Here is a 26,620-nt window from a genome sequence, read left to right on the forward strand (position 1 = left end):
GGGGCAGGGGAGACCCCGCAGGCGCTTAGCGCCGAGGAGGCCCCCCGGACCGCCCGCGGAAAGCATGCGCCTGAAAGCGGAAATCAACATCCAATTTTAATAGAGAATTGAAAAAATGAACCAGGTTAAAAGCGGCCTGGTTCATTTCATCTTCAAATTTAGTTATTTAAGGCTATTTCTAATGATTCAAGATTTTTATTCATTAAAGAAAAATAGGTTTCCTTGTTTTTGATGTTGTCGTTAGACAAAACAGCAAGATTATGAATGTGTAATGCTTTTGCCCCAATTTCTTTTTGAACAATTTTTCCAAGTTTTGATTGGACATTTTGTTCGAAAAGCATATAGTGTAAACCATCATGTTCAGCTACAGAAATAATTTTTTCTAATTCCTTTTGGGTCGGCTCATTAGCAGTCGAAAGACCTGATATGCTGATTTGTTCAATTCCATAACGTTTTTCCCAATAACTGAACGCCGCATGTGTAACGATAATCTTTTTATGCTTCGCATGTGTAAGTGTCTGCTTATATTTAGTATTTAGTTCATCTAACTTTTGGGCAAGTTGTTTAAAATTCTCATTGAATAGTTCTTTGTGCTGCGGCATTTGTTTAATTAAAGAATCACGGATGACAGCAGCCATTTCCTTAGAATAAATGGGGTCAAGCCATACATGTGGGTTGACATCCGAATTGCTATGGTCATGTTCTTCTTCATGTGAATCGTCGCTTTTTGGGAGTTTTAGTTCCTCAGCCGTTGGGATTAATGTTACATGTTCATTTTTCAATGTTCCTTTTGCTTTTTCCACAAATCCTTCAAGTCCAAGTCCAATGTAGAAAAATAGGTCGGAATCGGCTAAATTCATCATATCCTTTTGGGAAGGTTCAAATGTGTGTTCATCTGCCCCAGGTGGATAGATCGTTTTTACATTTACATATTTTCCACCAATTTGTTGAGTAAAATATTGAAGTGGGAATACTGTTGTATAAATAGTTAACTGGTCCTTCTTTTTTTGTTCATGGTCTTTACCATTTGAACACGCGGACAACAGAAGACTTAATGGTAACAGAAAAGAAAGGAAAAGGATGATTTTTTTCATAAAGACTCCTTCAATATATTATTAAATCGGATTAATTACGATTTATTATCGAAATTTTTTTTGAATTCTGAATGATTATGAATGCATAATACGGAACGATTCCGATTTCCATTAGTATCTTACAAAAAAATTTCCTCAAAAGCAAGTATAATATTTGGTTTTATCATTAAAAATTAGGTATGCTTAGAAAGAAACAAAAGAAAGGATGGTTATCATGAGTAACCCTACATTATTGAATGAGCTGTTAGACTATAATAAAAAATTTGTGGAAAACCACGAATATGAAAAGTATGAAACAACTAAATTCCCTAATAAACGCATGGTGATTCTTACATGTATGGATACCAGACTATTGGAATTATTGCCGAAAGCATTGAATTTGGGAAATGGTGATGCGAAGCTCATAAAAGACGCTGGCGGCCTAGTGTCACACCCTTTTGGAAGTGTGATGAGAAGTATACTGGTTGCTGTTTATCAATTGAAGGCTCAAGAGGTTTTAGTCATTGCCCATTATGATTGCGGCATGAGCGGTCTTAAAGCTGAACCAGTGATTGAGAGTATGATGGAGCGTGGAATATCAGAAGAAACGATAGATACTCTTACATATTCTGGAATCGATATTAAAAAATGGCTTCATGGATTTGATAATGTGACCGAGAGTGTTGAGCACAGTGTAGATATCATAAAAAATCATCCATTAATGCCAAAGGGTGTTCCTGTTCATGGATTGGTCATCGACCCAAAGACAGGAAAGCTTGATTTAATTGTTGATGGCAATAAGAATTAAAGCTTTTCTTTTTCAGGAACAGGATCCAAGCCACCAGGATGAAAGGGATGACATTTTGATATCCTTTTGATAGTGAGCCAGCCGCCTTTTAAAGCACCAAACCGCCCAATCGCTTCCATACCATAATGGGAACAAGTAGGATAAAAACGGCAGGTCGGCGGTTTTATAGGTGAGATAACAATTTGATAAAAACGTATAATCGCTAGGAAGACTTTTTTTAACATGTCAATCTCTCCTTAATTACAATTAACTAAAAGATACCATAAATAAATAATATCGTCTAAATTGTTAATTGTATGTAAGTGGATGAAAAAACTCGGAATTTATTGTATGATAAATGGTAGATAAAAAAAGGAGTGATATCGATGCCTTCAGTTGAAAGCTTTGATTTAGATCATAACGCTGTTAAAGCCCCTTATGTGAGACATTGCGGGGTCCACAAAGTTGGAAGTGACGGTGTTGTAAATAAATTTGATATTCGCTTTTGCCAGCCCAATAAACAGGCGATGAAACCTGATGTCATTCATACACTAGAGCACTTGCTTGCCTTTAATCTTCGTGAGCACTCCGAGAAGTATGATCACTTTGATATTATCGATATTTCACCAATGGGCTGCCAAACCGGCTATTACCTTGTTGTCAGCGGCGAGCCGACTGTAGAGGAAATCATTGATCTTCTTGAGGATACGATGAAGGCTGCAGTTGAAATCGTCGAAATTCCTGCTGCAAATGAACGACAATGCGGCCAAGCAAAACTGCATGATTTGGAAGGCGCTAAACGTTTAATGCGTTTCTGGCTTGAACAAAGCAAGGAAGACCTTAAACAGGTATTTGCTTAATTAGAATAGCAGAAGCTAGACAAATAATAAAAATTCCTATTCTACTTGAATAGGAATTTTTTTAAGCTTTATTTTGGTCCTGATTATGTTCTTGGTCCTTCTCTTGGTCCAGATATGGATTATTTTCTATTGGGTCCACAGTATGTTTATATGTGTAGGCTTTAGAAGTGGTGCCCACGGCTAGAAGCAGGACAACGATAACAATAATAATACAAATAACAGCTACTACATACATTCGTGTAAATGCCTCCTTTTTTCTTAATTGTAGCATGAATGGATGCTTTTTTGAGAAAAGAAAAAGGGAAGCCCGCTGTTTGAGCTTCCTTCCTTATGTTTTTATGTACAATCAATGAATATTTCGAGGATGGTAAGTATTTGTGCGATGTTGTCCGTACTCTTCTTGGGCAAATTTACCTTTCAAACTTTCAATTAAATAAATACCCATTAAATTGTATAATTCCTGCTTATCCATTTCTTGGATTAAAGCAAGTAGATCCTCATGTGACATCTCTTCTAAAAAGGCAAATGCCAGCATGTCGATATCCTCTTCATCACCGGTTAGCTTGTTTCGGTACATTTCGTACAACTCATCAACTAATTTCATTTCGATACACCTCCTAGTTATTCTTTTCCCTTATAAACATAAAATAATTCTAACTTAACCGTTTGTAAATTAACAGAAAAATCTGTTTCTTTGATTGTATGTTTATTATAGCGTATTCATTTATAAAAAATGAATCGAAATTTGACAAAGAATAAATTTTTTCTATTTGCAAATTACTAATGAGTAAAAGGGGATGACATAATGGATCAGCAAAAGAAGACCTATTATATTGACGTTGGAAGCGGTGAAATATCTCAAAGTGCAACAAGTTCAACCTGGAGCTATAAAATACAGGCAGATAATGAAGAAATAACCCAGCTGCGCGAGCTTTTTGACCAAAACTATTCCACCGAGTGGAAAAACTTCATTAGAGCCCATGTGCCATATGTTGAGTATCATTATGATCGTGAAAACGATGCATATGACAGTACGATTCAGCAAGTGTATGGGATGTTGCATAAACTTGGTGACGCGGAAGCAAAAAATCATATTGAAAGTATGAATATACTACCAAAATAAAATTTTCACCCTGTAAGAAAAATCCTAACTTTAGGATTTTTCTTTTTTTTATTATAATTAAGTATAAAATAGTTGAGGCGGAAATTAAATGATGCGTTTTTTAGATGAAAATGGGAATCCTGTAGAATTGTCTTTTTTACCAAATGCTTTCGAAGAGGCAGCGAAGCATGTGTTAGTTATTTGCCAGTATGGGGAAGAGTGGCTATTGACGAACCATAAAAAAAGAGGACTTGAATTTCCCGGTGGAAAAATGGAATCAGGGGAAACTCTTGAAGAGGCAGCACAACGAGAAACCTATGAGGAGACAGGCGCAATCCTAGGTGAGCTAAAATTTATTGCTGAGTATAAATTTACCGACCCGATGAGGTCTTATGTGAAGGCTGTCTTTTGGGGAAAGGTCGCTAGAGTTGAAGAAACGACAAGTTACCACGAAACCAATGGTCCTGTTGTTGTTAAAGGAGATATATTGCAGCAGCGATTTGGGGAGGATTACAGCTTTATTATGAAAGACCAAGTCGTCGAGCAATGTGTTAAACTCATTCAAAAGGTACAAAACGAAAGGCTTTGTTAAAGCTAAATGGAGTTTAAAAACTCTGTTGATTGGAGTGGAATGCCCGAGACTCCTGCGGGAGTACTGGGCAGGGGAGACCCCACAGCCGCTTAGCGCCGAGGAGGCTCCCCGGAACGCCCGCGAACCGCACGCGCATGGAGCGGAAATCAACAGACAAATTTAACACAGCCAAACAAAAAAGAATAGCAGAAAGTATATGACAATCCACTATTCTTTGATAATTTTTTTCTCTAATAATTCAACAAGCTGGTACATAATGGTAGCAAATACCGCGATAACCAAAAGAGATAAGAAAACAAGTGTAAAATTAAATACTTGGAAGCCATAAATGATCATGTATCCAAGTCCTCTAGAGGATACAAGGAATTCACCTACGATCACACCGACCCAAGACAGACCGACATTTACCTTAAGAGTAGAAATAATCGTTGGAAAACTAGCGGGTAGGATCGCTTCTTTGAAGCATTGCCAACGAGTTGCTCCGAAAGTTTGGAGTACTTTAAGATAATTCGGATCCACCTCTTTAAATGAGGTATATACCACAATGGTGGTAATGATAATTGAGATAATCGCGCCCATGGCAATAATCGATGAATACCCAGGACCTAGCGCCACAATCAAAATGGGCCCTAATGCGACTTTCGGCATGGCATTTAAAATTACAAGATAAGGATCAAGCACCCTTGAAATTATTGGCGACCACCAGAGGATAGCAGCTAATATCGTACCCAGTAGTGTGCCTAGAATAAATCCTAGGACAGTTTCCGTTAAGGTTACGCCAATATTGCTAACTAAAGTTCCATCCTGAATTTTTTCCAGGAGTAAGTTCCATATCTTTGAGGGAGAACTGAAAAGAAGCGGGTCAATCCACTGCTTTTGACTAAACAATTCCCAACTAGAGAAAAAGACGATAAAAATGATCGCCTGATAAAATCCGACCCATCTTTTTTCAACTTGCAGTGATTGAATATAATTTTTATGGAGGAGTTCCAGCTTATTCTTTTTCTGGCTCAAGAGACTCCAACTCCTTCCATATGGTTTGAAAGATACTTGAAAATGCCTCATGATTTCTTGCTTCAAATGGGGATATATTTCTTAGTTCCTCCGGCATTGTAAATGTTTTATAGATTCTTCCGGGGCTTGGTGAAAGCAGAAAAACGCGATCGCTCATGGCAATAGCCTCACCAATATCGTGAGTAACGAGAATAGCTGTTTTTCCAAAATCATCTAATGTTTGTGATACTAAATCCTCCAATTTAAGCTTGGTTTGATAATCAAGAGCGGAAAAAGGCTCGTCAAGCATAAGCAGTTTTGGTTCTGTGGCAAGCGTCCGGACGAGAGCCACCCGCTGCCTCATACCCCCAGATAATTGCCTAGGAAGCTGTTTTTCCACCCCGGTTAATCCGATTTGGCTTAACAGGCCAAGGGCAGCCAATCTCGTTTTTTGATTCAACTGATTTGATAACTTCAAACCAATCAGGATATTCTCTTCAATCGTTTTCCAAGGGAACAAATAATCTTGTTGAAGCATATAACCGATTTGGTTTTTCGCGGTAGTTACCGGCTTTTTTTCTAACAAGACAGTACCTTGCGTTGGTTTAAGCAAACTAGAAATAATGGAAAGCAGAGTCGTCTTACCACAGCCGCTGGGGCCGAGGAGGGAGACAAACTCGCCCTCCTCCACTGTTAATGAAATATCGGAGAGGGCCGTGGTGGCAGAGGCTTTAGTGAAATAGGTGTGATGAATATTTTGAACGGTCAAAAAGCTCATAAGGACGGCCTCCCTTTCCTTTATTCTTTTATTATCTTGTCAGCTATCTCTGTATTTACAAGTGTTTGATGATCTACTTCTTTTGGCAGTACTCCTGCTTCGTTCATGATGTTTTGTAGATTGTTCCACTCCTCTTGGTCTAAGATAGGATCTGTTGCAAAAGATCCTTGATTTTTATAACGCTCAATAACGGTGGTCATAATTTCTAAATCTGTATCTGGGAAAAACGGTTCCACCGCTTTGGCAATTTCCTCAGCACTGTGCGATGCTACCCATTGTTGAGCTTTATAAATTGCTCGTGTGAACTTTTCAACAGTTCCCTTATTTTCTTTCATATAGCTTTCCTTGGACATAAACGTAGTATATGGTACGTGGCCAGATTCTTTACCGAAGGAAGCAACAATATGACCTTTTCCTTCTTTTTCAAAAATACTTGCCGTTGGCTCAAATAATTGCACAAATTCTCCCGTTCCAGAAGCAAATGCATTGGCGATATTGGCGAAATCAATATTCTGGATTAAGTTCAAATCCTTTTGTGGATCAATCCCATGCTTCTTTAAAACAAATTCACCAACCATCTGTGGCATGCCGCCTTTACGTTGGCCTAAGAAGGTTTTTCCTTTTAGGAGATCCCATGAAAAATTATCAATCTTTTCTCTAGCAACGAGGAAAGTACCATCAGTCTGGGTTAATTGTGCAAAATTGATGACGGGGTCGTTTGCTCCTTGGGCATAAACATAAATTGATGTTTCTGAACCAACTAGGGCAACGTCGGCCCCCCCAGAAATCAGAGTAGTCATGGTTTTGTCTCCGCCGGGTGTTGTTGTTAGCGTGACGTCTAAACCTTCAGCTTTGAAAAATCCTTTGGCTAGGGCAACATACTGCGGGGCATAGAAAATCGACCGGGTAACTTCAGCGATTCGAACTTTCTCAAGTTTCTTTGTTTCATTTTTTGTGGAGCTATTACAAGCGACAAGTGAAAACATAAGTATAGTGATGAGCAGAAAGGAGAAACTGAACTTTAACGATTTTTTCATGAAGCGAGCCTCCTTATTTATCATAAAAAATCTGGGCTAATTGCCTAAGATATCGTATGAAGAGGAGAAAAATGTGTGAATGCCTAGAGAGAATAAATTTTATAAAAAAAGGGAAGTTTTGCTGATGAGCCAATACAAAGATGGAAAGATTGTTGATATCACGCGCTTTCCTTCTCCAAATCCCAATATTGAATTAAAAGTAATCACTTACCTCTCCAATGGATTACGAGTGAAAGGAATGCTTGCGGAACCGATTGGGGAAGGTGAGTATGATGGATTCCTTTATTTACGCGGCGGCATTAAAAATGTTGGTAAAGTTCGACCAGCAAGGATTGCCCAGTTCGCAGCGGAGGGCTTTGTTGTTTTTGCGCCTTATTATCGTGGAAATCAAGGTGGGGAAGGCAATGAGGATTTTGCCGGGGAGGACAGGGAAGACGCCTTTTCCGCCTTTTTGCTGTTAAAATCTATGCCCAGAGTACGTGAAATACATATATTTGGGTTCTCGCGGGGTGGTGTAATGGCGCTTTTGACAGGAATTGAGTTCCCTGAGACCGCGTCTGTTGTCAGCTGGGGCGGGGTCAGTGATATGTCCCTCACCTATTTGGAACGTAAAGATTTACGGAGAATGATGAAGAGAGTCATTGGCGGAACTCCTCAGAAATTTCCGGAACGGTATCAAGACAGGACCCCTCTTTATCAAATAGAAAAGATGACAGCCCCTGTCCTGATTATCCATGGTGTTAAAGACGGAAATGTTTCGGTGGAGCATGCGTATCGTCTTGAAAGAAGGCTGAGGTTAGTAGAAAAACCAGTCGATGCATGGTATTTTAACGAATTTACACATTACTTCCCACCAGCAGTAAATAGAAAAGTCGTGAATGATTTAACGAAGTGGATGAAAAGTCATCGCAAAAGATGATAATATATAGATATTACAAGTAGAGGAGCGGATGTTTATGGGTATGCCTCTTGAGTTAAATACGATGATAGTAACTAAAGGTAGAGAGAAACGAGTGGAAGAAAACGTCTTTTTGCTAGAAAAAGAAGGGTACAGACTTTATCCAATTGAGATTCCGATTGATGTAAGAAAAACAATCGATAGTGATTCAAGTGGTACCGCATTGATAAAAAAAGTTGAGTTGCAAAAGAACAGCACGACCATAACCTATCAATTAATTTCATTAAATTCGACTAACTGATAATGTAAGAAAGCCCATANNTATGGGCTTTCTTACATTATGCTATTGGACCGCCTTTTTCTTCAATATCACGTGAAACATTAGTGAATTTTTTAAAGTTTTCGCGGAACTTTGCGGCTAATTCTATTGCTTTCTTTTCATATGCTTGCGAATCCGACCAAGTTTTAATCGGCTGTAGGACTTCGTCTGGTACACCTGCAATATGGAGCGGGATATTTAATCCAAAGATCTCTTCCTTGACAGTCTCTACATGGTTTAATTCTCCCTCAAGAGCGGCTTCAACCATAGCGCGCGTGTAGGAAAGTTTCATTCGATTACCGACCCCATATTCGCCGCCGGTCCAGCCAGTATTGACTAGAAAAACATTGGCATTGTGCTCAAGTATTTTTTCACCGAGCATTTTTGCGTAACGAGTCGCAGGCAGCGGCAGGAATGGAGCACCAAAGCAAGTGGAGAAGGTAGCTTGTGGTGAAGTTATTCCACGCTCTGTTCCGGCTAGTTTTGAGGTGTAGCCACTTAAAAAGTGATACATTGCTTGTTCCTTTGTTAATTTTGAAATTGGAGGCAATACTCCGAATGCATCAGCGGTTAAAAAGACAATCGTATTTGGGTGGCCAGCGATACTTGGTTGAACAATATTATCAATTGCGTCAATCGGATAAGCGGCACGTGTATTTTCGGTCAACGTTCCATCATCATAATCAGGGATTCTTGATTCCTGGTTCAATGTTACGTTTTCTAGGACAGTTCCAAAGCGGATAGCATCAAAAATTTGCGGCTCCTTTTCACGAGAAAGATTGATACATTTTGCGTAGCAGCCCCCCTCGATATTAAAGACACCATTGGAGGACCAACCGTGCTCATCATCCCCAATTAATCGACGATTGGAATCGGCTGATAAGGTTGTTTTGCCAGTTCCAGACAAGCCAAAGAATAAAGCAACATCGCCTTCAATCCCAACATTTGCAGAACAATGCATCGAAAAAATATTGTTTTCAGGCAGTAAATAATTCATTACAGAAAAAATCGACTTTTTCATTTCACCTGCGTATTCTGTACCACCTATTAAAACAATTCTTTTTTCAAAAGAAATCATAATAAACGCTTCCGAGTTGGTGCCATCGATAGCCGGATCTGCCTTGAAATTAGGTGCAGAAATAACGGTAAATCCAGCATCATGGGCAAGTAGTTCTTCATCCGACGGGCGAATAAATAACTGGTGTACAAATAAATTTTGCCAAGCTAATTCATTTACGACTTTGATGGATAAACGTGATTTTTTATCAGCACCCGCAAATCCTTTAAAAACAAAGATCTCATTTTTCTGTTGTAAATAATTTATGACCTTTTGATAAAGCTTTGTAAAAACCGGTTCTGAAATTGGTTGATTGGTCGTGCCCCATTCAATTTTGTCTTTAGTTGAATCTTCTAAAACAATGAATTTATCCTGTGGAGACCGGCCAGTATATTTTCCAGTAACGACACTAATTGCTCCCGTAGAAGTTAGTGCTCCTTCATGTCGGGTTAAGACTTTCTCAACTAATTGAGGAACAGATAATTGCACATGAACATGACTTTCATTTAACAATTGATTTAATTCATTAGGAGTATCAACAGAATTCATTTAATGAGACCTTCCTTTATTTTAGTTTTTATGTTGTTAATAATATAAAAAGTATAACACATTAGTCGAATTGATGTATCCTATTTAACAAAATTTATATATTATAAAACTTTAATTGAAGATATAAAAAATATTTATAAATAGAGACTAACTTACTTCGTATTATTCCCATTTTGTTGTGAAAGACATATCTTAAAAAATTCATTGACATTGTTGGGAAGTGTGATATTATTCTAATTTGAACGGATACTCTCTTATCCTGAGCTGGTGGAGGGACAGGCCCAATGAAACCCAGCAACCTGCAGTATGAAAAGATTGACCACTTAAAAGGTCCTTTTCAGGATGCGAAGGTGCTAATCTGACGCAAGGCTTTGACCTTGAACGATAAGAGCGAAAGGCCCGGAACAACCTTTCCTCTCTGGTAAGGTTTTTTGTTTTGTATAAGTCCTTTATGAAAAGAGTCTCTAATAAAAATCCTTTGTTTATTACATACTAAGGGAATGAGTACCGTATCAAATTCTCGAAGTTTAAGGAAGTATTCCTGTAACCTTCCTAAGACCTCGATTATCTCATATTATAGGAGGAATTCAGATGTCAACAAAACGTCGTTTGTTCACTTCTGAATCAGTTACTGAGGGTCATCCTGATAAGATCTGTGACCAAATTTCTGATTCCATTTTAGATGCTATTTTAGCAAGGGATGCTAATGCCCGTGTTGCGGCTGAAACTTCAGTAACAACAGGACTAGTTCTAGTAGCAGGAGAAATCACCACATCTACCTACGTGGATATTCCAAAAATTGTCCGTGAAACGATTAAAAACATCGGCTACAATCGCGCGAAATTCGGTTTTGACTCAGAAACCTGTGCTGTTTTAACATCTATTGATGAACAGTCTCCAGATATCGCGATGGGTGTTGACCAAGCTTTGGAAGCGCGTGAAGGTCAAATGTCCGATGAACAAATCGAAGCAATTGGTGCAGGGGACCAAGGTTTAATGTTTGGTTTTGCTTGTAATGAAACAAAAGAGCTTATGCCTCTTCCCATTTCACTAGCGCACAAACTTGCTCGCCGTTTAACAGAAGTACGTAAAGATAAGGTTCTTGATTACTTACGTCCAGACGGAAAAACACAAGTAACGGTTGAATATGATGAGAACGATAAACCAGTACGCATTGATACGATTGTTATTTCCACTCAACACAATCCTGAAGTTGAGTTAGAGCAAATTCAACGTAACTTGAAGGAATATGTTATTAATCCGGTAGTTCCAAAAGAATTAATCGATGAAAAGACAAAATACTTTATTAATCCAACCGGCCGTTTTGTTATTGGCGGACCACAAGGAGATGCTGGCTTAACAGGCCGGAAAATCATCGTAGATACGTATGGTGGATATGCTCGCCATGGCGGTGGTGCCTTCTCTGGTAAGGATCCTACAAAAGTGGACCGATCAGCTGCCTACGCAGCACGTTATGTTGCTAAAAACATCGTGGCTGCTGGCCTTGCTGATAAGGTAGAAGTTCAACTTGCTTACGCTATTGGTGTAGCAAGACCAGTTTCGATTGCTGTTGATACGTTTGGTACAGGTAAAGTAAGCGAAGATGTGTTAGTTGACCTTGTAAGTGAAAACTTTGACCTTCGCCCTGCAGGTATCATTAACATGTTGGATCTTCGTCGTCCAATTTACCAACAAACAGCAGCTTACGGTCACTTTGGCCGTACTGATGTGGATCTTCCTTGGGAGCGCACAGATAAAGTAGAAACATTACGCCAACAAGCAAATCTATAAAACGTTATGGGGGTTACATTCTACATGTAGCTCCCGTTTTTATTTCTCCGTCTATTTACCTGTATAGTAATTCAATTAGTGAATAATATGTAATGTTTAAGCAGGTCAAAAGAAGTGAAAAATGATGATATTAAATTTGCCTATTGTTCACAGTGCAATTTTTATATAAAAAGTGGTAGTATTAGAGAGTATGTTTTTCTGTCTAGCTCCAGCGCAAGGCGTTTGCGATTTGGAGCAATACGTCCTTTTAAAGGATATTTAGAATGAGGTGAAGTACATAATGTGTGGTTTTATCGGTTGTGTACACGACAAAACACAAAACTATAGTGATGAGCAAAAACAACAATTTAAAAATATGAACGATATTATAACTCATCGCGGGCCGGATGATGATGGTTTTTATTATGATGATCATATCCAATTTGGTTTCCGCCGTTTAAGTATCATTGATATTGAGAGTGGTCATCAACCGCTTACGTATGAAAATGAACGCTACTGGATTATCTTTAATGGTGAAGTTTATAACTATGTTGAACTGCGCGAGGAACTATTGAGTGAAGGATTAACCTTTTCAACAAGCTCCGATACGGAGGTTATTATTGCACTCTACAGCCATTTGAAGGAAAAAGCCGTCGAAAAACTACGCGGAATGTTCTCTTTTGTCATATGGGATAAACAAGAACAAACTCTTTATGGCGCGCGTGATCCGTTCGGGATTAAACCGTTTTTTTACTTTGAAGATGGTGAAAGAACATTTTTTGCCTCTGAGAAAAAAAGTATTCTATTGGGTCTCGAAAATGATGTTCTTAATTATGATTCCTTGCAGCATTATTTGACCTACCAATTTGTTCCTGAACCAACCACCATGTCTGTTGGTATTAAGAAATTAGAGCCAGGTCATTTTTTTACCAAAAAGATTGGCTCACCAATGGAAATCAAAAGATATTGGAAAGCACACTTTAACCCAATTCACAAATCAGAACCTGATTTTATCAAGGAAATTAAAGATGTCCTGTTCGATTCTGTAAAAATGCACATGCGCAGTGATGTTCCAGTAGGCTCATTCCTTTCTGGCGGGATTGATTCTTCGATTATTGCATCGATTGCAAAAGAATATCACCCTGCGATTAAAACCTTTTCGGTAGGTTTTGAGCATAATGGATTCAGTGAAATTGATGTCGCAAAAGAGACAGCAGAGAAGCTTGGTGTCGAAAATATCAGTTATGTGATTTCACCGCAGGAATATATGAATGAAATTCCAAAAATCATGTGGCATATGGATGATCCGCTGGCAGACCCTGCTTGTGTCCCGCTTTATTTTGTTGCCCGTGAAGCGAGAAAACACGTAACCGTTGTTCTTTCAGGTGAAGGTGCGGATGAATTATTTGGCGGCTACAATATTTATCACGAGCCGCAATCCTTAGAGGTGTTTAATAAAATTCCGAAAGTAGGAAAAGTGCTTTTAAAAGGGATCGCGGGTATGATGCCTGAGGGAATGAGAGGAAAAAGCTTTATCGAACGCGGTGTAACTCCAATGGAAGAACGTTACATTGGTAATGCGAAGATGTTTATGGAAGAAGAAAAGCGCGAACTACTAAATGTCTATCGTGAAGGATTAGATTATACTGATATTACGAAGCCGCTTTACGCCGAATCTCGTGGTTATGATCCTGTTGACCGGATGCAGTATATTGATATCCATACATGGATGCGCGGCGATATTTTGCTGAAGGCCGATAAAATGACGATGGCTCATTCCTTAGAACTTCGTGTGCCATTCCTTGATAAAGCGGTCTTCGAAGTGGCATCAAAAATTCCGACCAGCCTGAAAACAGTGCACGGAACGACGAAGTATATCTTACGTAAAGCAGCCGAAGGTGTCGTACCTGCCCATGTACTTGATCGGAAGAAACTTGGGTTCCCTGTACCAATCCGTCATTGGTTAAAGAATGAAATGAACGAATGGGCGAAGAAGATCATCCGCGAAAGCAACACGGATCATTTGATCAATAAATCATATGTGCTTCAATTGCTTGAAGACCATTGCCAGGGTAAAGCCGATAACAGCAGGAAGATTTGGACTGTGCTGATGTTCATGGTATGGCATCAAGTATATGTTGAAGATGTCTATTCCTTTCAACGTGATTATGCACTAGAAAAGGCCCTGCAAACATCGAAAAATTAATCGTAAAAGCACCCAAATTTCTTGGGTGCTTTTGCTTTTTTTATTTTTGAAGTGACTTATAATATTGTGCCTTTTCTGCATATTCTTTAGAGATTCTTACCATATCTTTTATGTCTTCTGGTGTTAATTCTCTAATAACTTTTGCCGGTCTGCCAAATGCTAAGGTATTAGGGGGAATTTTTTTCCCTTGCGGAACCAGACTGCCGGCTCCAATAAAAGCACCCTCGCCGATTTCAGCATTATCAAGAATGATGGAACCCATTCCTATTAACGCTTTTTTTCGAATGATACAACTGTGTAGAATAACCTGATGGCCAATCGTTACTTCATCTTCTAAAATTAGCGGGTTATTGGGGCTTTGGTGTAAGATAGAATTATCTTGTATATTTACTTTCTTACCAATAATGGTTGGGGCTACGTCCCCTCTGATAACGGTGTTAAACCAAACACTTGATTCATCGCCAATTTCAACATCACCGGTAATCGTCACATAGTCGGCAATATAAGCAGTATCAGCTATGAGGGGGTACTTCCCTTTAAATGGATAAATCATTATTCTCGCTCCTTTTGTATGATGATTCTATTTTATCGGAAGTATGAAGTAATTCACAAAAAATTTGTCTTTTTTATTAAAAAAGGACTAAAGATAGTTTGAAATTTTTCCAACAATAGTTAATAACTAATTCCAGGGGGGAAAACTATGTGGAAGTGGGAAGCAGAAGGAGAAGCGAAGGCTGTAATCGTGATCGTCCATGGCGCTATGGAACATCATCGCCGTTATGGCTGGCTGATTGAAATGTGGCGTTCGGCTGGATTCCATATCATTATGGCAGATCTTCCGGGGCAAGGGATGACAACAAGAGCAAACCGCGGCCATATTAATTCCTTCGATGAATATATTTTCGAGGTGAAAGATTGGATACAGGCTGCTTACCGTTATGATTTACCAGTCTTTTTACTTGGTCACAGTATGGGTGGCTTGATCTCAATCCGTCTCTTACAGGAAGAAAGACTGAATGTCGCTGGAGTCATTCTTTCTTCCCCGTGTTTGGGGTTAATTCATACTCCTTCCAAATTTTTAGATATACTATCGCATGGTCTGAATTTGGTTTTCCCTTCACTTCGAATGAATTCCGGATTGACGGTTCAAATGGCGACAAGGAACGAAGAAGTAAGGGAAGCCGATTCAAATGATACTCTCTATATTACCAAGGTATCGATCAGATGGTATCGGGAACTGGTAGGGGCGATAAAAGAGGCATTTCAAGACCTTGAAAAAATACAGGATATTCCCATGCTTGTCATGCAAGGTGGAGATGACAAAATTGTAAATAAAGGCACCGTAAAAGAATGGTTCAATCATGTTCCATTATCTGAAAAAAGATTTAAGGAATGGCCGAAATGTTACCATGAAATCTTTAATGAACCAGAGCGGGAAGAGGTATTTGAGTATGCAAAGGATTTTGTTTTAAGTCAATTAAAAGCAATAGGTTATATTGTTTAGAAAGGTTGTCGGTTTCAATGATGCCAATCACCCTTATGTCTAGGGTCTATCGCAAAATACTTCCAGCAGTACACAAAGAATTGGCTTATTGGAAAAGCCGTGCTGAAAACATTCCGAATGCGGAGCTAAGAACCCAAGCTCTTGCCAGCATTGAGCATAAAACATTCCATTGTGAAGGTGGAGCCATCCTAGCACTAACTGCTAAAGAGGACTATAAAAAAGCCATAAAATTTATCGTTGCCTATCAAACCATCAGTGATTATCTAGATAATCTTTGTGACAGAAGTACCTCTCTTGATCCTGAGGATTTTGCAACACTCCATGAATCGATGTCAGATGCATTTGTTCTACAGGCTGGCAAAAAAAACTATTACCGGCTCCGCGCGGATCAGGATGATGATAATTATTTGAATGATTTATCTGAAACCTGTCGTTCTGTCCTTAGGGAAGTAAATAATTATGATGGAATCAAAGATTATTTGCTTGAGCTTTGCCAATACTATTGTGATTTACAAATTCACAAGCATGTAACTCAAGAGGAGAGGGTCCCTCGTCTTGAAAAATGGTTTCAAAACAACAAATACCAGCTGCCTGAAATGGAATGGTATGAATTCTCGGCATGTTCCGGTTCTACCTTAGGAATTTTTTGCCTCATATCCTATGCGCTTCGTGATGATTTTCAGCTGAGTGATGCAGAAAATATCAGGAAGGGGTACTTTCCATATATTCAGGGCCTACATATTCTATTGGATTATTTTATTGATCAAGAGGAGGACATCGCGGGAGGGGACTTGAATTTTTGTTCCTATTATCAAAGTGAGGAAAAACTTTTTCAGCGGTTGAAGCATTTTGTGGTTGAAGCTGACCGACACACGGAATACCTTCCGCATAAGAACTTCCATCGCCTGATTAATCGCGGTCTGTTAGGAATTTATTTATCAGATGCCAAGGTCCGCAAACAGAAAAATGTTCGTAAACTGGCAAAAGGCATTATCAAGTCGGGCGGCTGGATTAGCTATTTCTTTTATTTCAATGGTCTTGCCTACCGTTCTATGCAAAAATCAGTACCAGCATTTGTCACAAGGTTAATCACAAAATAAACCAGGCGCGAGCCTGGTTTGTTATATTTTTTCAATCGCAATAATAAATGCTGGATGATTTTGTTGATTAATAAATTGGTATTGGAGCACATGTGCCGTTTTCTGGTCCATTTGCTGGCAATAGGCAAGCAAAGAATCCCGCTCCTCGGCACCGCCTTTGTGACCATGATAAATAACAAGCACGATGATTCCTTCAGGTGCCATGATCTCCAATAGTTGTGGAATGGCAGCAATCGTTGTTTCAGGACGGGTTACAATTGCTTTATCACTGCCAGGAAGATAACCTAAGTTAAAAATCGCACCTGAAATCTTACCGTGATAGTTGGTTGGAATCAATTTGAAGAGATATTCATGTCCGGAATGAAATATTGTAGCTCGCTCTGACAGGCATTTCTGTTTCAGACGTGCCTTGCTAGCAACAATGGCTTCATTCTGAATATCAAATCCAAATACTTGCCCTGATTCACCAACAAGCTCTGCTAAGAAAACAGTATCATAGCCATTTCCTACTGTCGCATCAATAACGACATCACCAGGTTTAACAGCTTTAATGAGTAAACTTTTCGCAAACGGAAGAATCTTATCTATGTTCATTGTTACTACACCAAGTTCCCCTGATAAAATTTACCCTGCCAACTGTTCCTTTCTTTCAGTTTAGCATCAATCGCATTTAAGACTTCCCACTTGTTTACACTCCACATGGGTCCAACCATTAAGTCAATTGGTCCGTCTCCTGTGATTCGGTGAACAATCATTTCTGGTGGTAAAATTTCTAATTGGTCACATACTAAGTTTACATAGTCTTCTTGGGATAGAAACTCAAGCATTCCTTTTTCATATTGCTTGACCATGGGCGTTCCTTTTAACAAATGAAGCAAATGAATCTTTATTCCTTGCACATCTAACTTGGCAACTTCATGCGCTGTTTCCATCATCATGTCATATGATTCAAGCGGCAGGCCATTAATGATGTGGGAACAGATGCGAATGCCATGTTTCCTAAGCTTAGTAACGCCGTCTTTATAGCACTGAAAGTCATGGGCACGATTGATAAGTGAGGCTGTCCGTTCGTGCACTGTTTGAAGCCCTAATTCAACCCATAAATAGGTGCGTTCGTTTAATTCCGCTAAATACTCGACCACATCATCGGGCAGACAATCAGGACGAGTGGCGATTGATAAACCCACTACGCCTTCCTGATTTAGAACTGATTCGTATTTTTCGCGGAGAACATCTACAGGTGCATGGGTATTTGTAAATGCCTGAAAGTAGGCCATATATTTGCCATCTTTCCATTTCGTGTGCATTTTTTCTTTTATTTCATTAAATTGTGTTTCCAAGGTCTCCACGCGATTACCAGCAAAATCACCTGATCCGGACGCACTACAAAATGTGCAGCCCCCGTGTGCCACCGTGCCGTCACGGTTCGGGCAGTCAAATCCCCCGTCGAGTGCAACCTTAAACACCTTATGACCAAATTGCCCACGAAGGTGGTAATTCCATGTATGGTAACGTTTATCATCAGAAGCATATGGAAAAGGTCTAGTCTGAATCAATCAGAAAACCTCCTTTATTAAAAGTAGTCTCTGTTATAGAGCATTGTTGATTTTGCTAACAGTTGATTGGAGCGGAGAGCGAGTGCCTGAAGCGGAAATCAACAAACTAGTTTAACAAAGCCAAAAAGTAAAAGAGCATAACATCAATTTTATCATGATATGAAAAGCTTATCCAAATGTAATTATTAACGGACATGATTGGTAAAATTTATCCAACTGTTTGTGTTATAGGAAAAAGAATGAAGAACACAATAAGAAATGAAGCATTATGCTTCTAGACATGCATGGGAATGAGTTATTACAGAAGGGGGTTCTAAAGATGGCTACTCGCGACTCAATGGACAACTTAATGCAGCAGGTTGAGGATGCAATTCGCTATGCCGAGGAACAATACAAACAAAGCAGCCTTCAAGAGCATTATAATGATGATGATTACACAAAGGCACTGCAACAGCTTGAAGATACTTATCTGGACATTGCAAAAATGGCCCAAAGTGCTAATTCGCAGCAAAGGGACCAACTCCATAGAATGAGACTCCAGCTTCAGCAGCTTCAGAACACAATGATTCTAGAGGGGGAAAATCTTTGAAAAAACGTTCCAAGCAACAAAACCCTGAACAGAAAACACGGAATGGAATTAATAATCAAGATCTGGAACTCGGGCAAGATTTCGATCTTGTAAAACAAGCAAAGAAAAACTATGAAAAAACAGGCGGGCAGCCGGTGAAATCCAAATTTCACCAAGAAAAGGACCAGTCCTCCTAAAAATACAGAAGGAACCCTCATTTTTTTCATTGAGGGCTCCTTTTTTTTTCGCGAAAAATATTCCGGAAATTTACTAAAAAGTGTTAAAAATCACTTGAGATACTAATTTTTCAACAAAAGCACCTTGAAAATAGAAGGAAAACCTCGTTCATAATTTGGTAACAAGTGTTGTTTTATTTGTGATGTGCGTCACAGTTTGACCATTCATATCATGGTTTAAATAAGGTATGGATTAACAAAATTCATCTCAAAATCTCCACTTTTTGTTAGATAACACGGAATAAGTATGGTTCGGCCTAACATACTTTTTTGTATTTTATGTGAACGAATTCACATTTTTTTACCTTGTAGGGAAAGGAAGTAATTAAATGAATAAATACATAATGATTATCAGTATAATCCTTGCCATACTATTTCCCGCTAAGAGCTTTGCTGAAAATAGAAGCATTTTAAGTGTGGAGGAATTATCGATTCAAGTAATGCCGGAATTGACTTATCATCCAAACGATAAACAGAAGGATCATGTACCACTATTAATCGGGTATCAAGGATCGATGGTAAATAATTCGGACCAACCGCAGACAGGAAAAATTGAAATACCGCTGCCAATGAAAGAGAAGGACTTTCGGATTGGCTATGTGGCAGATTACTCAAGTGATTTAAGCAAGGCATATGAAATCGAATACATAATTGACCATGAAAAAGAGATCATTTCCTGGACAACAAGCGAAGAAATCGGACCTAAAGAGCGATATAAATTTGTTATTGAGTTTTATTCAGATAGCTTAAATGTAAAAAAAGATAGGAAATCTCTCAAGTACAAATTTAAAAGTTTTGCTGACATCGACTTGGTCAATGTGACCATTACACCGCCTAGTAAAGCGGAAAAAGTGAAGCTCTCACCTGCTCCTTCAGAAAAACAGAATCATGGTGGAGGGGAAAATACATACTCTTATCTTTATCAAAATGTTAAAGAAGGGGAAGAAAAAAACTTTACCATTACATATGTACGCAGTGAATCCAAGCCAACCTCTGAGCTTATAAATTCACAAACCAAAGAGATAAAGGACAAAAAATCAAATAGTCTTGCGATCGGAGCCTTTAGTGGGGTCAGCATCCTTTCAGCAGGCGCACTAACATTTTTGTTTAGGAAGAGGAAAAGAAATTAATAGGCATTTGTGAAAAAGAAAAATCCATTTGGGATTAAGGTACAGAAAAGTACTTTAACTATATAAAAAGAGAGAGAAGAATTTTCTATGGGAGGTGAAGTAAATGTTTAAAAAACTGCTGAAAATGGACAAAAAGTTTTTAATTGTGTTGGCACTTCTAATTGGTGTGTTTTTATCTTTTTCAACGGTAAAAACAATGGCTTACCTGGATTCACCAGGTTTTTGTCAAAACTGTCATACGATGAAATCGGTTCATAAGTCATTCATGGATTCTACGCATTCGGATTTACAGTGTAATGACTGCCATCTTCCACATAAAAGTGAAGCGGGTAAGTTATTCTTTAAAGGCCGTGCAGGGATGACACATATTTATTTCAACACACTTGGAACAAAGAAGATACCAGATGTGATTGAGGCAACGGATCGAACAGAAAATATCATGAACGATAACTGTATTTCCTGCCACAAGAGTACGCTAGACAATGTATCACATGATGCAAAGGAAAAGTGTATTTCCTGTCACAAAACAGTACCACACGGGAAAGGCTTTAAAGATGCCAGTTATAATAAGCCACCTGTTTCAGGCGAGTTATTAGAAAATAAGGGAGGATTTTAGAAATGGGAAGGTTTCGAAATGGGGCATATCTTCTCCTGCTAGCTTTAGTACTGATTATTACTGGATGCAGCAATGATTCCAGTGAGAAAACAGCTTCTGCTGCAGGTAAAAAGACAACAGGCCTCTCAGCCGATGAAATAAGTAATGAAGCGTTTAAGGACTTATTTCCGCTTCAGTATAACAGTTACAAGAAAAACGAAAAAATGGAAGATACAACTTATGGTGGTTCTGCAAAACGGAGTAAGTATGATGCTGACAAGGAGCCCTTGTTACCAATCCTCTTCAATGGATATGGGTTTGCGACCGAGTATAACGAAGAGCGGGGACATACATACGCTTTAGAAGATATTCGTAACGTGAAACGGATCACAGATAAATCAGTGGGTTCATGTTATACATGTAAATCTACGGCCGTTCCAAAAATGATTGAAGAAATGGGCGACAGTTACTGGGGCGCTAATTTTAATAAAGATATTTGGCCAAAAGGGGAAAAGATGGGTCACTCTCCAATCGGCTGCTCCGATTGTCATGATCCAAAAACAATGGATTTGCGTGTGACTCGTCCAAGCTTTTATAAAGCGTTAGAAGCAAAGGGAGTAGATGTTTCAAACCCTTCAAAAAATGATATGCGGAGCTATGTTTGCGGGCAGTGCCATGTGGAATATTATTTTGCTGCGGATAATAGTGAAGTAACGTTCCCATGGACCAAAGGATTTAAACCAGAAGAAATGTATGAGTATTACAGCACGATTGCCAAAGAGAAAGGTTTTGAAAAAGACTGGATTAGTAATATTTCTGGAACTCCAATGTTAAAGTCGCAGCATCCAGAATATGAAACCCATTCATCAGGAACACATGGTAAGGCTAATGTTTCTTGTGCAGATTGCCATATGCCATATGAGCGTGTCGATGGAAAAAGAAAGATCACGTCACACTGGTGGACTTCTCCACTTAAAACGATGCAAACTTCATGCGGCCAGTGTCACGGTGACCGTGATTTAGATAAATTGAAAGATCGCGTACTTGAAATTCAAGAAGCTAATGTAAGTGCATTACACGAAGCACAAGATATTTCAACAACCTCACACTATTATGTAAATAAAATGATTACCTCTGGTGTAAGTGAAGAAAAAATCAAGCAAGCTCAAGAATTTGTTCGAAAGGGACAATGGTTCTGGGATATCATTGCAGCTGAAAACTCCGCAGGCTTCCATAATCCACAAGGATCGATGGATTCACTGAGAGAATCAGTAGTCCAATCAAACAAGGCAGTCCGTCTTGCCACAGAAGAGCTTGTGAAAAAAGGCGTTAATATGGAAGAACTCGACAAGGAAATCGAAAAAGTGAAAAAAGCGGTTCTCGACGAAAAAGTTAATGAGAAGAAAAAGGACGCAGCCGTCAATAGCTATTTCCATGCTCAAGTGCCGGTTGTACCAGCAGTACCGAAAAAATAATTCTATCTGTACATTCCTTAGAGGGTTTGGGGTTCAGATGATATATTTAGAAAAACACTGTTTCTTTTTGAGACAGTGTTTTTGTTGTGTATGTGGTACTAGGATTGTTGCGGGAGAATTATAGGGTTTGGCGGAATAAACGGCAAGGTTGGCGGAATCGAAACGTAGTTTGGCGGAATAAGTTCGAAAGTTGGCGGAATCCCAGCGCAATTCGGCGGAATCCCAAAGAAGTGAGCTGATCCTAAAACATAGAGAGTCCTGGTCGATAATATTCATAAAAAAGGTAACTTAAAAAGGGTTTGGCGGAATAAACGTGGATTTGGCGGTATAAATGGCAAGGTTGGCGGAATCCCGTCCCAGTTTGGCGGAATCGCCTCTAGAATCCTCAGAATTATTTAAAAGTTTCACGAATTTCCTATTTAAATACGCCAGATCATCGCCCGCCAATACTGGAAAAGAAAAAGAATTGCACCCCGCTTGAAAAAGGAATAGAATAAATCTTTGGAAATTGAAAAGTGAAATGTGAAGGGGCGTTTTTTTATGCCACGTGCCTTATGGCTCTTAATAATTGGAATGATCGTTAATGTAACAGGCTCTTCATTTTTATGGCCGTTAAATACAATCTATATTCACGACCATTTGGGGAAGTCATTATCCGTAGCTGGAATTGTTTTAATGTTAAATTCCGCAGCTAGTGTGATCGGAAACCTTTATGGCGGAAGCCTATTCGATAAAATTGGCGGCTACAAATCTATTATTTTAGGAATTAGTATTACGCTTGCAGCTCTTGTTGGCTTAACATTCTGGCACGGCTGGCTAGCATATATTGTCTTCCAAATCATTATTGGATTTGGTACGGGAATTATATTTCCATCGATGTATGCCATGGCAGGGTCTGTTTGGAAAGAAGGCGGGCGTAAAGCCTTTAACGCCATTTATGTTGCCCAAAACCTTGGAGTAGCCTTGGGTGCATCTCTTGGAGGGATTGTTGCAGCTCATTCCTTTCAACTAATCTTCCTGGCAAATACAGTCATGTACGTCCTATTTTTACTTATAGCGGTATTTGGCTATAAGGGAATCTTAGTGGATTCAGGAAAACAAGGAACGATCGATATAAATGTTCCAAACGTTACGAATAGAAAAAATCTGTATGCCTTATTGATACTGTGCACAGGTTATTTGCTGTGCTGGGTGGCCTATGTACAATGGCCAACGACGATTGCGTCGTATACACAAGAAATCCATATCTCTTTAACGCAATATAGCTTATTATGGTCGATAAACGGAGCCCTCATTGTCGTTGGCCAACCGCTATTAAATGGTGTGTTGAAATATTTTACCGCCTCACTAAAGCTGCAGATGATTATTGGAATTGGTATTTTTATTGTTTCATTTTTAGTCGCAGGGAAGGCCACGATGTTCTCAGGTTTTCTTGTTGGGATGATTATCCTAACAATTGGTGAGATGTTCATTTGGCCGGCAGTGCCAACAGTTGCTTTCGAATTAGCCCCAAAGGGACGCGAAGGCTTCTACCAAGGAATCGTCAACAGTACCGCAACCGGCGGAAGAATGATTGGTCCTTTATTGGGTGGAATGCTCGTTGACCTATACAGCATGTCCGTATTATTTACCGTATTAATTGGTTTATTCATAATTGCAATTGTTACTACTCTTTTATACGACCGTCGCTTGAAAGTCGAAAACAAAGTGAGTGCAGAAATATTCTAGATTTGCAGAACTTCCTGATGATTAAAAAACCCATTTTTTTTCCCACAGTTATTGATACTGTGGTTTTTTTATTTTAATTTAAAAATATGAAAAGCTATTTGAATAAATTGAGGTATCTAATAAGCTATCTTTCTGACTTATTTGTATATCTATTTATCTTTTGATGCTTTTGGATTTTCTAGTATAGTTTTTTTGTATTTCTCAGCTTTTCGGTATTGTGAAGGAGATAGATTCGTCACACGTTTAAAGGATTGGGCAAAGAATGACTGGGATGAAAAGCCGGTTATAGTTGATATATCTGAAATTGGGTAATTGGTAGTTTCTAACAAGATTTTACTTTCCCTAATCCGGGTTTGAATTAAGTATTCAATGGGTGAAACACCGACTGATTTCTTAAAGGAATGGGAAAGATAGTATTTATTGATATGACCGGCCTCAGCTAAAGTATCCAGATTGATCTCTTCGCGAAAATGCTGCTTAATGTAATTTTTGATAATGGCCACATCTTTATTAATCTTTTTAGTAGAGGTTTTCTCCAAGTTAAATGCTTTTTTCCTCATCATTTTATGCAACAAAATTTCTAATATGTTTTGTATGATCAACTCATAATCTTCCTTTTGGTTCTCCACTTCCTCAATCAATTGCTGGAGGTAAAAGAGATAGACGTTTTGCTCCTGTTTATAATTGAAAAAAGTTACCTGTAATCCGGGATCATCTGGAGATGAAAAAGCGAGACCTTGGATGCCAAGTGCAATATATTCAAGGGGGTGGTCGACACTAGACTTTTCCGTGTGCTCGGCATTCGGATTGATAACAATTAAATCATGCTCTTTGACGGGAATTTCTTTTTTGGAAAAAATGAAAGTCCCTTTGCCCTTAGTAATATACAATATTTCAGTAAAGTGATGAGTATGATTGGTGCTATGCCAATCTTTATCATATTTTGATTTTGTTACATAGAGAAGTTTTACTGGAAGATGGCCCTGTTCCGATTGCGGAATCTCATAGATTTCATTTGACAAATGATTCCCCTCCTTCATTTGCAATCTGTTACATGAATTATAGGATTTTTAGTGAATTATTACAATGAAAACAAGATATCTAAAAAACTGGACAAGATGTTGATTTTGAAAGCGTTTTAATATTACGAATACTTTACCTAGAAAGTGAAAATAAGGAGGAGGGTCAAAATGAAGATGAAAAAGAAGTTTTTATTGTCAGGAATGACAGCTTTGTTATCTCTTAGTTTAATAGCCTGTCAGAGTAATGAAACTACAAAGGTTGTTGGCTCTAAGGACGGTAAAGATTCGGGTAAAAAACAAACCCTTCATGTGGCTGCGCTTGAATCAGCTTATGGGAAAGATATGTGGACCATAGTGATCGATGCCTATATAGCTATACAATTGAAATTGTATCAAGAATATCTTTGGAAAAAGCGGTGCCTCGTTTGGAAAAGAGCTCTGCAAATCATCGATTACTTTGGGAAGCCGCTGATGAAAAGCTGTGTTTTTTGAGTGGAAACGTGAAAGAGGCTGAAAAGCCGCTTGATTTCAGCTGCTTTGGTCAGTTTAGCGGATATTTAGGTTATGAAAGTGAATTTTATTCTGAGGAAACGAAGGAAACAACCATTTTGATGAAGAAGGCCTGAGGCCAGATCAGGTGGTTATTCACTCATATATACCATTTGTAGAGTAAAAAATAAGGAGTTCTTGCGTAATAGGATCTTGGTAGTTTTTTAAGGTTTTATCAGGGTCTATCAATATCCGATAGACAATTATTATCATAGTTTGGCAAAATATAGTTGTTGGGTTGACTCAACAAGTATTGGTGATATAATTTAGGTAATTAAAAGTATGGTTTGGAGGCAAGGTTAAAAAATGGAACCATTGCAGCATGAAAGTGTAATCCCGCTTTATCATCAAATAATGGAAAGATTAAAGGATTCAATTGAAAAAGGTCATTGGGCACTTGGTGATAAAATCCCATCATAAAATCAGTTAATGGATCAATTTGGTGTGAGTCGCAACACGGCAAAAAAAGCGATTGAGGAGCTTGTACAGGAAGGAATTCTATACCGAATCCAAGGAAAAGGTACCTTCGTGGCAAAACCAAAATTGCAGCAGTCATTGATGGGATTTTACAGCTTTAGTAAAGTATTGAAAGAAAAAGGCTTGAACCCTAAGGATATCATTCTGAAAATTGAAGAAGTTAAGCCGACGGCAAAAATCTGCGAAGCATTACAGCTTGGAGAAGAAGAGAATGTCATTGAAATGAAACGTCTTCGCTGTGCAAATGGTGAACCTTATATTTTGGAATCATCTTTCATTCCAAAGCAGGTGGTTTCCGATCCGGAGAAGTTAAAAAAAGTGGGCGAAATATCTTTATATGATTTATATGCACAACAATTTAATACAGTAGTGACTAGAGCAAAAGAGGCTTTTGAACCCGTCCTCATTCGTGCTGAAGAAAGTGAATACCTGCAAACGGAGGAAGGCCGTCCGGCATTACTGCTGGAAAGAACAGCCTTTGATGCCAATGGGTTGCCTGTTGAATTTTGTATATCCATAGTGCGAGGCGATCGCTGCCGCTTTTACACTGAATTAACCTAATCGTTGAATCACTCATAACATTTGTTTATGAGTGATTCAATTGATCTATTTTTTACAATACCCCATTTCCCAATTTTCCTCTGGTTACAGTTCATGAA

General features: G+C 38.7%; 31 protein-coding genes and 1 riboswitch. Of the genes, 19 read left to right on the forward strand and 12 right to left on the reverse strand.

Going from position 1 to position 26,620, the window contains the following annotated elements:
- Positions 1 to 158: 158 nt before the first annotated feature.
- On the reverse strand, positions 159 to 1,094 hold the full coding sequence (locus tag COE25_RS15720) for a metal ABC transporter solute-binding protein, Zn/Mn family (RefSeq protein WP_098933272.1): 936 nt from the start codon (positions 1,092 to 1,094) through the stop codon (positions 159 to 161).
- A gap of 214 nt (positions 1,095 to 1,308) precedes the next feature.
- On the opposite strand from COE25_RS15720, the gene COE25_RS15725 reads away from it, so the two are divergent.
- Positions 1,309 to 1,881, forward strand: coding sequence for a beta-class carbonic anhydrase (locus COE25_RS15725; RefSeq protein WP_088089337.1), 573 nt, complete (start codon positions 1,309 to 1,311; stop codon positions 1,879 to 1,881).
- On the opposite strand, the gene yidD is transcribed toward COE25_RS15725, so the two are convergent.
- A complete protein-coding gene (gene yidD / locus COE25_RS15730) occupies positions 1,878 to 2,105 on the reverse strand; it encodes a membrane protein insertion efficiency factor YidD (protein ID WP_098933273.1) in 228 nt (75 codons plus the stop codon). The genes COE25_RS15725 and yidD overlap by 4 nt on opposite strands.
- 141 nt (positions 2,106 to 2,246) lie before the next feature.
- On the opposite strand from yidD, the gene COE25_RS15735 reads away from it, so the two are divergent.
- Positions 2,247 to 2,720, forward strand: a complete 474-nt coding sequence (locus COE25_RS15735; protein ID WP_098933274.1) for an S-ribosylhomocysteine lyase — start codon at positions 2,247 to 2,249, stop codon at positions 2,718 to 2,720.
- A gap of 61 nt (positions 2,721 to 2,781) precedes the next feature.
- Here COE25_RS15735 and ytzI read toward each other — a convergent pair whose 3' ends face one another.
- Positions 2,782 to 2,955, reverse strand: coding sequence for a YtzI protein (gene ytzI / locus COE25_RS15740; protein ID WP_088089334.1), 174 nt, complete (start codon positions 2,953 to 2,955; stop codon positions 2,782 to 2,784).
- A gap of 111 nt (positions 2,956 to 3,066) precedes the next feature.
- Entirely contained in the window at positions 3,067 to 3,324 is a 258-nt protein-coding gene (locus COE25_RS15745; protein WP_066258317.1) for a DUF6154 family protein, read from the reverse strand.
- A gap of 201 nt (positions 3,325 to 3,525) precedes the next feature.
- Between COE25_RS15745 and COE25_RS15750 the strand changes: the two genes are divergently transcribed.
- On the forward strand, positions 3,526 to 3,843 hold the full coding sequence (locus COE25_RS15750) for a hydrolase (protein ID WP_098933275.1): 318 nt from the start codon (positions 3,526 to 3,528) through the stop codon (positions 3,841 to 3,843).
- A gap of 88 nt (positions 3,844 to 3,931) precedes the next feature.
- Positions 3,932 to 4,414 (forward strand): RNA deprotection pyrophosphohydrolase, encoded by a 483-nt coding sequence (ytkD, locus tag COE25_RS15755; RefSeq protein ID WP_098933276.1) that lies wholly within the window; start codon positions 3,932 to 3,934, stop codon positions 4,412 to 4,414.
- Positions 4,415 to 4,621: 207 nt separating this feature from the next.
- Here ytkD and COE25_RS15760 read toward each other — a convergent pair whose 3' ends face one another.
- The 3 genes from COE25_RS15760 to COE25_RS15770 are packed head-to-tail and all read right to left on the reverse strand — an operon-like array spanning position 4,622 to position 7,222.
- Positions 4,622 to 5,428: an ABC transporter permease gene (locus tag COE25_RS15760; protein WP_098933277.1), complete on the reverse strand. Its 807-nt coding sequence runs from the start codon at positions 5,426 to 5,428 to the stop codon at positions 4,622 to 4,624.
- Complete coding sequence (locus COE25_RS15765; RefSeq protein ID WP_098933278.1) at positions 5,409 to 6,185, reverse strand: ABC transporter ATP-binding protein; 777 nt, start codon at positions 6,183 to 6,185, stop codon at positions 5,409 to 5,411. Before COE25_RS15765 ends, COE25_RS15760 begins: the two co-directional genes overlap by 20 nt.
- A gap of 20 nt (positions 6,186 to 6,205) precedes the next feature.
- Positions 6,206 to 7,222 (reverse strand): ABC transporter substrate-binding protein, encoded by a 1,017-nt coding sequence (locus COE25_RS15770; protein WP_088089329.1) that lies wholly within the window; start codon positions 7,220 to 7,222, stop codon positions 6,206 to 6,208.
- A gap of 124 nt (positions 7,223 to 7,346) precedes the next feature.
- Between COE25_RS15770 and COE25_RS15775 the strand changes: the two genes are divergently transcribed.
- Together COE25_RS15775 and COE25_RS15780 are read left to right on the forward strand one after the other, a co-directional pair.
- Positions 7,347 to 8,141: an alpha/beta hydrolase family protein gene (locus COE25_RS15775; RefSeq protein ID WP_098933401.1), complete on the forward strand. Its 795-nt coding sequence runs from the start codon at positions 7,347 to 7,349 to the stop codon at positions 8,139 to 8,141.
- 37 nt (positions 8,142 to 8,178) lie between these two features.
- Positions 8,179 to 8,421 carry a DUF2584 domain-containing protein gene (locus tag COE25_RS15780; protein ID WP_088089328.1) on the forward strand — a complete coding sequence of 81 codons (243 nt, stop codon included), beginning with the start codon at positions 8,179 to 8,181 and terminating at the stop codon, positions 8,419 to 8,421.
- Positions 8,422 to 8,458: 37 nt separating this feature from the next.
- On the opposite strand, the gene pckA is transcribed toward COE25_RS15780, so the two are convergent.
- The gene (gene pckA / locus COE25_RS15785; protein ID WP_098933279.1) at positions 8,459 to 10,045 is read right to left on the reverse strand and encodes a phosphoenolpyruvate carboxykinase (ATP); all 1,587 of its coding nucleotides are present in this window, start codon (positions 10,043 to 10,045) and stop codon (positions 8,459 to 8,461) included.
- A 251-nt stretch (positions 10,046 to 10,296) separates the two neighbouring features.
- A riboswitch (SAM riboswitch) is annotated at positions 10,297 to 10,436 on the forward strand.
- 200 nt (positions 10,437 to 10,636) lie between these two features.
- Between pckA and metK the strand changes: the two genes are divergently transcribed.
- Both metK and asnB read left to right on the forward strand, forming a co-directional pair.
- Entirely contained in the window at positions 10,637 to 11,836 is a 1,200-nt protein-coding gene (gene metK / locus COE25_RS15790) for a methionine adenosyltransferase (RefSeq protein WP_098933280.1), read from the forward strand.
- 280 nt (positions 11,837 to 12,116) lie between these two features.
- Positions 12,117 to 14,021, forward strand: coding sequence for an asparagine synthase (glutamine-hydrolyzing) (gene asnB, locus COE25_RS15795; RefSeq protein WP_098933281.1), 1,905 nt, complete (start codon positions 12,117 to 12,119; stop codon positions 14,019 to 14,021).
- A 40-nt stretch (positions 14,022 to 14,061) separates the two neighbouring features.
- On the opposite strand, the gene COE25_RS15800 is transcribed toward asnB, so the two are convergent.
- Positions 14,062 to 14,574, reverse strand: coding sequence for a gamma carbonic anhydrase (locus COE25_RS15800; protein ID WP_098933282.1), 513 nt, complete (start codon positions 14,572 to 14,574; stop codon positions 14,062 to 14,064).
- A 147-nt stretch (positions 14,575 to 14,721) separates the two neighbouring features.
- Between COE25_RS15800 and COE25_RS15805 the strand changes: the two genes are divergently transcribed.
- Together COE25_RS15805 and COE25_RS15810 are read left to right on the forward strand one after the other, a co-directional pair.
- Positions 14,722 to 15,525, forward strand: a complete 804-nt coding sequence (locus tag COE25_RS15805; protein WP_088089323.1) for an alpha/beta hydrolase — start codon at positions 14,722 to 14,724, stop codon at positions 15,523 to 15,525.
- Positions 15,526 to 15,530: 5 nt separating this feature from the next.
- Positions 15,531 to 16,625, forward strand: coding sequence for a tetraprenyl-beta-curcumene synthase family protein (locus COE25_RS15810; RefSeq protein ID WP_088089322.1), 1,095 nt, complete (start codon positions 15,531 to 15,533; stop codon positions 16,623 to 16,625).
- Between the two features lie 21 nt (positions 16,626 to 16,646).
- Here COE25_RS15810 and mnmM read toward each other — a convergent pair whose 3' ends face one another.
- Together mnmM and mnmL are read right to left on the reverse strand one after the other, a co-directional pair.
- Entirely contained in the window at positions 16,647 to 17,219 is a 573-nt protein-coding gene (mnmM, locus tag COE25_RS15815) for a tRNA 5-(aminomethyl)-2-thiouridylate-methyltransferase MnmM (RefSeq protein WP_098933283.1), read from the reverse strand.
- Positions 17,220 to 17,224: 5 nt separating this feature from the next.
- On the reverse strand, positions 17,225 to 18,181 hold the full coding sequence (gene mnmL / locus COE25_RS15820; protein WP_098933284.1) for a tRNA modification radical SAM protein MnmL/YtqA: 957 nt from the start codon (positions 18,179 to 18,181) through the stop codon (positions 17,225 to 17,227).
- A 319-nt stretch (positions 18,182 to 18,500) separates the two neighbouring features.
- Here mnmL and COE25_RS15825 point away from each other — a divergent pair, with 319 nt between their 5' ends.
- From COE25_RS15825 to COE25_RS15850, 6 genes are all read left to right on the forward strand, one after another.
- Positions 18,501 to 18,770 carry a YtzC family protein gene (locus COE25_RS15825; RefSeq protein WP_088089319.1) on the forward strand — a complete coding sequence of 90 codons (270 nt, stop codon included), beginning with the start codon at positions 18,501 to 18,503 and terminating at the stop codon, positions 18,768 to 18,770.
- Positions 18,767 to 18,946, forward strand: coding sequence for a glycogen biosynthesis protein GlgD (locus COE25_RS15830; protein ID WP_088089318.1), 180 nt, complete (start codon positions 18,767 to 18,769; stop codon positions 18,944 to 18,946). Before COE25_RS15825 ends, COE25_RS15830 begins: the two co-directional genes overlap by 4 nt.
- A gap of 368 nt (positions 18,947 to 19,314) precedes the next feature.
- Positions 19,315 to 20,115: a hypothetical protein gene (locus COE25_RS15835; RefSeq protein WP_098933285.1), complete on the forward strand. Its 801-nt coding sequence runs from the start codon at positions 19,315 to 19,317 to the stop codon at positions 20,113 to 20,115.
- Positions 20,116 to 20,218: 103 nt separating this feature from the next.
- On the forward strand, positions 20,219 to 20,731 hold the full coding sequence (locus COE25_RS15840; RefSeq protein WP_088089316.1) for a NapC/NirT family cytochrome c: 513 nt from the start codon (positions 20,219 to 20,221) through the stop codon (positions 20,729 to 20,731).
- 2 nt (positions 20,732 to 20,733) lie between these two features.
- Positions 20,734 to 22,185 (forward strand): ammonia-forming cytochrome c nitrite reductase subunit c552, encoded by a 1,452-nt coding sequence (locus tag COE25_RS15845; RefSeq protein ID WP_098933286.1) that lies wholly within the window; start codon positions 20,734 to 20,736, stop codon positions 22,183 to 22,185.
- 540 nt (positions 22,186 to 22,725) lie between these two features.
- Positions 22,726 to 23,913 (forward strand): MDR family MFS transporter, encoded by a 1,188-nt coding sequence (locus tag COE25_RS15850; protein WP_098933287.1) that lies wholly within the window; start codon positions 22,726 to 22,728, stop codon positions 23,911 to 23,913.
- 149 nt (positions 23,914 to 24,062) lie between these two features.
- Here the strand turns inward: COE25_RS15850 and COE25_RS15855 are convergent, their stop codons facing one another.
- Positions 24,063 to 24,935 carry an AraC family transcriptional regulator gene (locus tag COE25_RS15855; protein ID WP_098933288.1) on the reverse strand — a complete coding sequence of 291 codons (873 nt, stop codon included), beginning with the start codon at positions 24,933 to 24,935 and terminating at the stop codon, positions 24,063 to 24,065.
- Positions 24,936 to 25,103: 168 nt separating this feature from the next.
- Here COE25_RS15855 and COE25_RS31605 point away from each other — a divergent pair, with 168 nt between their 5' ends.
- From COE25_RS31605 to COE25_RS15865, 3 genes are all read left to right on the forward strand, one after another.
- Complete coding sequence (locus tag COE25_RS31605; protein ID WP_257208850.1) at positions 25,104 to 25,427, forward strand: peptidylprolyl isomerase; 324 nt, start codon at positions 25,104 to 25,106, stop codon at positions 25,425 to 25,427.
- A complete protein-coding gene (locus tag COE25_RS30785) occupies positions 25,424 to 25,561 on the forward strand; it encodes a hypothetical protein (RefSeq protein ID WP_180247512.1) in 138 nt (45 codons plus the stop codon). Before COE25_RS31605 ends, COE25_RS30785 begins: the two co-directional genes overlap by 4 nt.
- Positions 25,562 to 25,913: 352 nt before the next feature.
- A complete protein-coding gene (locus COE25_RS15865; protein ID WP_306572581.1) occupies positions 25,914 to 26,522 on the forward strand; it encodes a GntR family transcriptional regulator in 609 nt (202 codons plus the stop codon).
- Positions 26,523 to 26,620 lie beyond the last annotated feature (98 nt).

The sequence above is a fragment of the Bacillus sp. AFS031507 genome, from assembly GCF_002584635.1.
Taxonomy (GTDB): Bacteria; Bacillota; Bacilli; order Bacillales; family Cytobacillaceae; genus Neobacillus.

What these genes read in the sequence shown, in the direction of transcription:
- COE25_RS15800 (WP_098933282.1), bottom strand. Translation starts at nt 14,574, where the DNA reads ATGATTTATCCATTTAAAGGGAAGTACCCCCTCATAGCTGATACTGCT.
- mnmM (WP_098933283.1), bottom strand. Translation starts at nt 17,219, where the DNA reads ATGAACATAGATAAGATTCTTCCGTTTGCGAAAAGTTTACTCATTAAA.
- ytzI (WP_088089334.1), bottom strand. Translation starts at nt 2,955, where the DNA reads ATGTATGTAGTAGCTGTTATTTGTATTATTATTGTTATCGTTGTCCTG.
- COE25_RS15770 (WP_088089329.1), bottom strand. Translation starts at nt 7,222, where the DNA reads ATGAAAAAATCGTTAAAGTTCAGTTTCTCCTTTCTGCTCATCACTATA.
- COE25_RS15720 (WP_098933272.1), bottom strand. Translation starts at nt 1,094, where the DNA reads ATGAAAAAAATCATCCTTTTCCTTTCTTTTCTGTTACCATTAAGTCTT.
- COE25_RS15850 (WP_098933287.1), top strand. Translation starts at nt 22,726, where the DNA reads ATGCCACGTGCCTTATGGCTCTTAATAATTGGAATGATCGTTAATGTA.
- ytkD (WP_098933276.1), top strand. Translation starts at nt 3,932, where the DNA reads ATGATGCGTTTTTTAGATGAAAATGGGAATCCTGTAGAATTGTCTTTT.
- yidD (WP_098933273.1), bottom strand. Translation starts at nt 2,105, where the DNA reads ATGTTAAAAAAAGTCTTCCTAGCGATTATACGTTTTTATCAAATTGTT.
- COE25_RS15805 (WP_088089323.1), top strand. Translation starts at nt 14,722, where the DNA reads ATGTGGAAGTGGGAAGCAGAAGGAGAAGCGAAGGCTGTAATCGTGATC.
- COE25_RS15865 (WP_306572581.1), top strand. Translation starts at nt 25,914, where the DNA reads ATGGATCAATTTGGTGTGAGTCGCAACACGGCAAAAAAAGCGATTGAG.
- COE25_RS15780 (WP_088089328.1), top strand. Translation starts at nt 8,179, where the DNA reads ATGGGTATGCCTCTTGAGTTAAATACGATGATAGTAACTAAAGGTAGA.
- COE25_RS15750 (WP_098933275.1), top strand. Translation starts at nt 3,526, where the DNA reads ATGGATCAGCAAAAGAAGACCTATTATATTGACGTTGGAAGCGGTGAA.
- COE25_RS15745 (WP_066258317.1), bottom strand. Translation starts at nt 3,324, where the DNA reads ATGAAATTAGTTGATGAGTTGTACGAAATGTACCGAAACAAGCTAACC.
- COE25_RS15725 (WP_088089337.1), top strand. Translation starts at nt 1,309, where the DNA reads ATGAGTAACCCTACATTATTGAATGAGCTGTTAGACTATAATAAAAAA.
- COE25_RS15775 (WP_098933401.1), top strand. Translation starts at nt 7,347, where the DNA reads ATGAGCCAATACAAAGATGGAAAGATTGTTGATATCACGCGCTTTCCT.
- COE25_RS15835 (WP_098933285.1), top strand. Translation starts at nt 19,315, where the DNA reads ATGAATAAATACATAATGATTATCAGTATAATCCTTGCCATACTATTT.
- metK (WP_098933280.1), top strand. Translation starts at nt 10,637, where the DNA reads ATGTCAACAAAACGTCGTTTGTTCACTTCTGAATCAGTTACTGAGGGT.
- COE25_RS15845 (WP_098933286.1), top strand. Translation starts at nt 20,734, where the DNA reads ATGGGAAGGTTTCGAAATGGGGCATATCTTCTCCTGCTAGCTTTAGTA.
- COE25_RS31605 (WP_257208850.1), top strand. Translation starts at nt 25,104, where the DNA reads ATGAAGATGAAAAAGAAGTTTTTATTGTCAGGAATGACAGCTTTGTTA.
- COE25_RS15840 (WP_088089316.1), top strand. Translation starts at nt 20,219, where the DNA reads ATGTTTAAAAAACTGCTGAAAATGGACAAAAAGTTTTTAATTGTGTTG.
- COE25_RS15735 (WP_098933274.1), top strand. Translation starts at nt 2,247, where the DNA reads ATGCCTTCAGTTGAAAGCTTTGATTTAGATCATAACGCTGTTAAAGCC.
- COE25_RS15825 (WP_088089319.1), top strand. Translation starts at nt 18,501, where the DNA reads ATGGCTACTCGCGACTCAATGGACAACTTAATGCAGCAGGTTGAGGAT.
- asnB (WP_098933281.1), top strand. Translation starts at nt 12,117, where the DNA reads ATGTGTGGTTTTATCGGTTGTGTACACGACAAAACACAAAACTATAGT.
- pckA (WP_098933279.1), bottom strand. Translation starts at nt 10,045, where the DNA reads ATGAATTCTGTTGATACTCCTAATGAATTAAATCAATTGTTAAATGAA.
- COE25_RS15765 (WP_098933278.1), bottom strand. Translation starts at nt 6,185, where the DNA reads ATGAGCTTTTTGACCGTTCAAAATATTCATCACACCTATTTCACTAAA.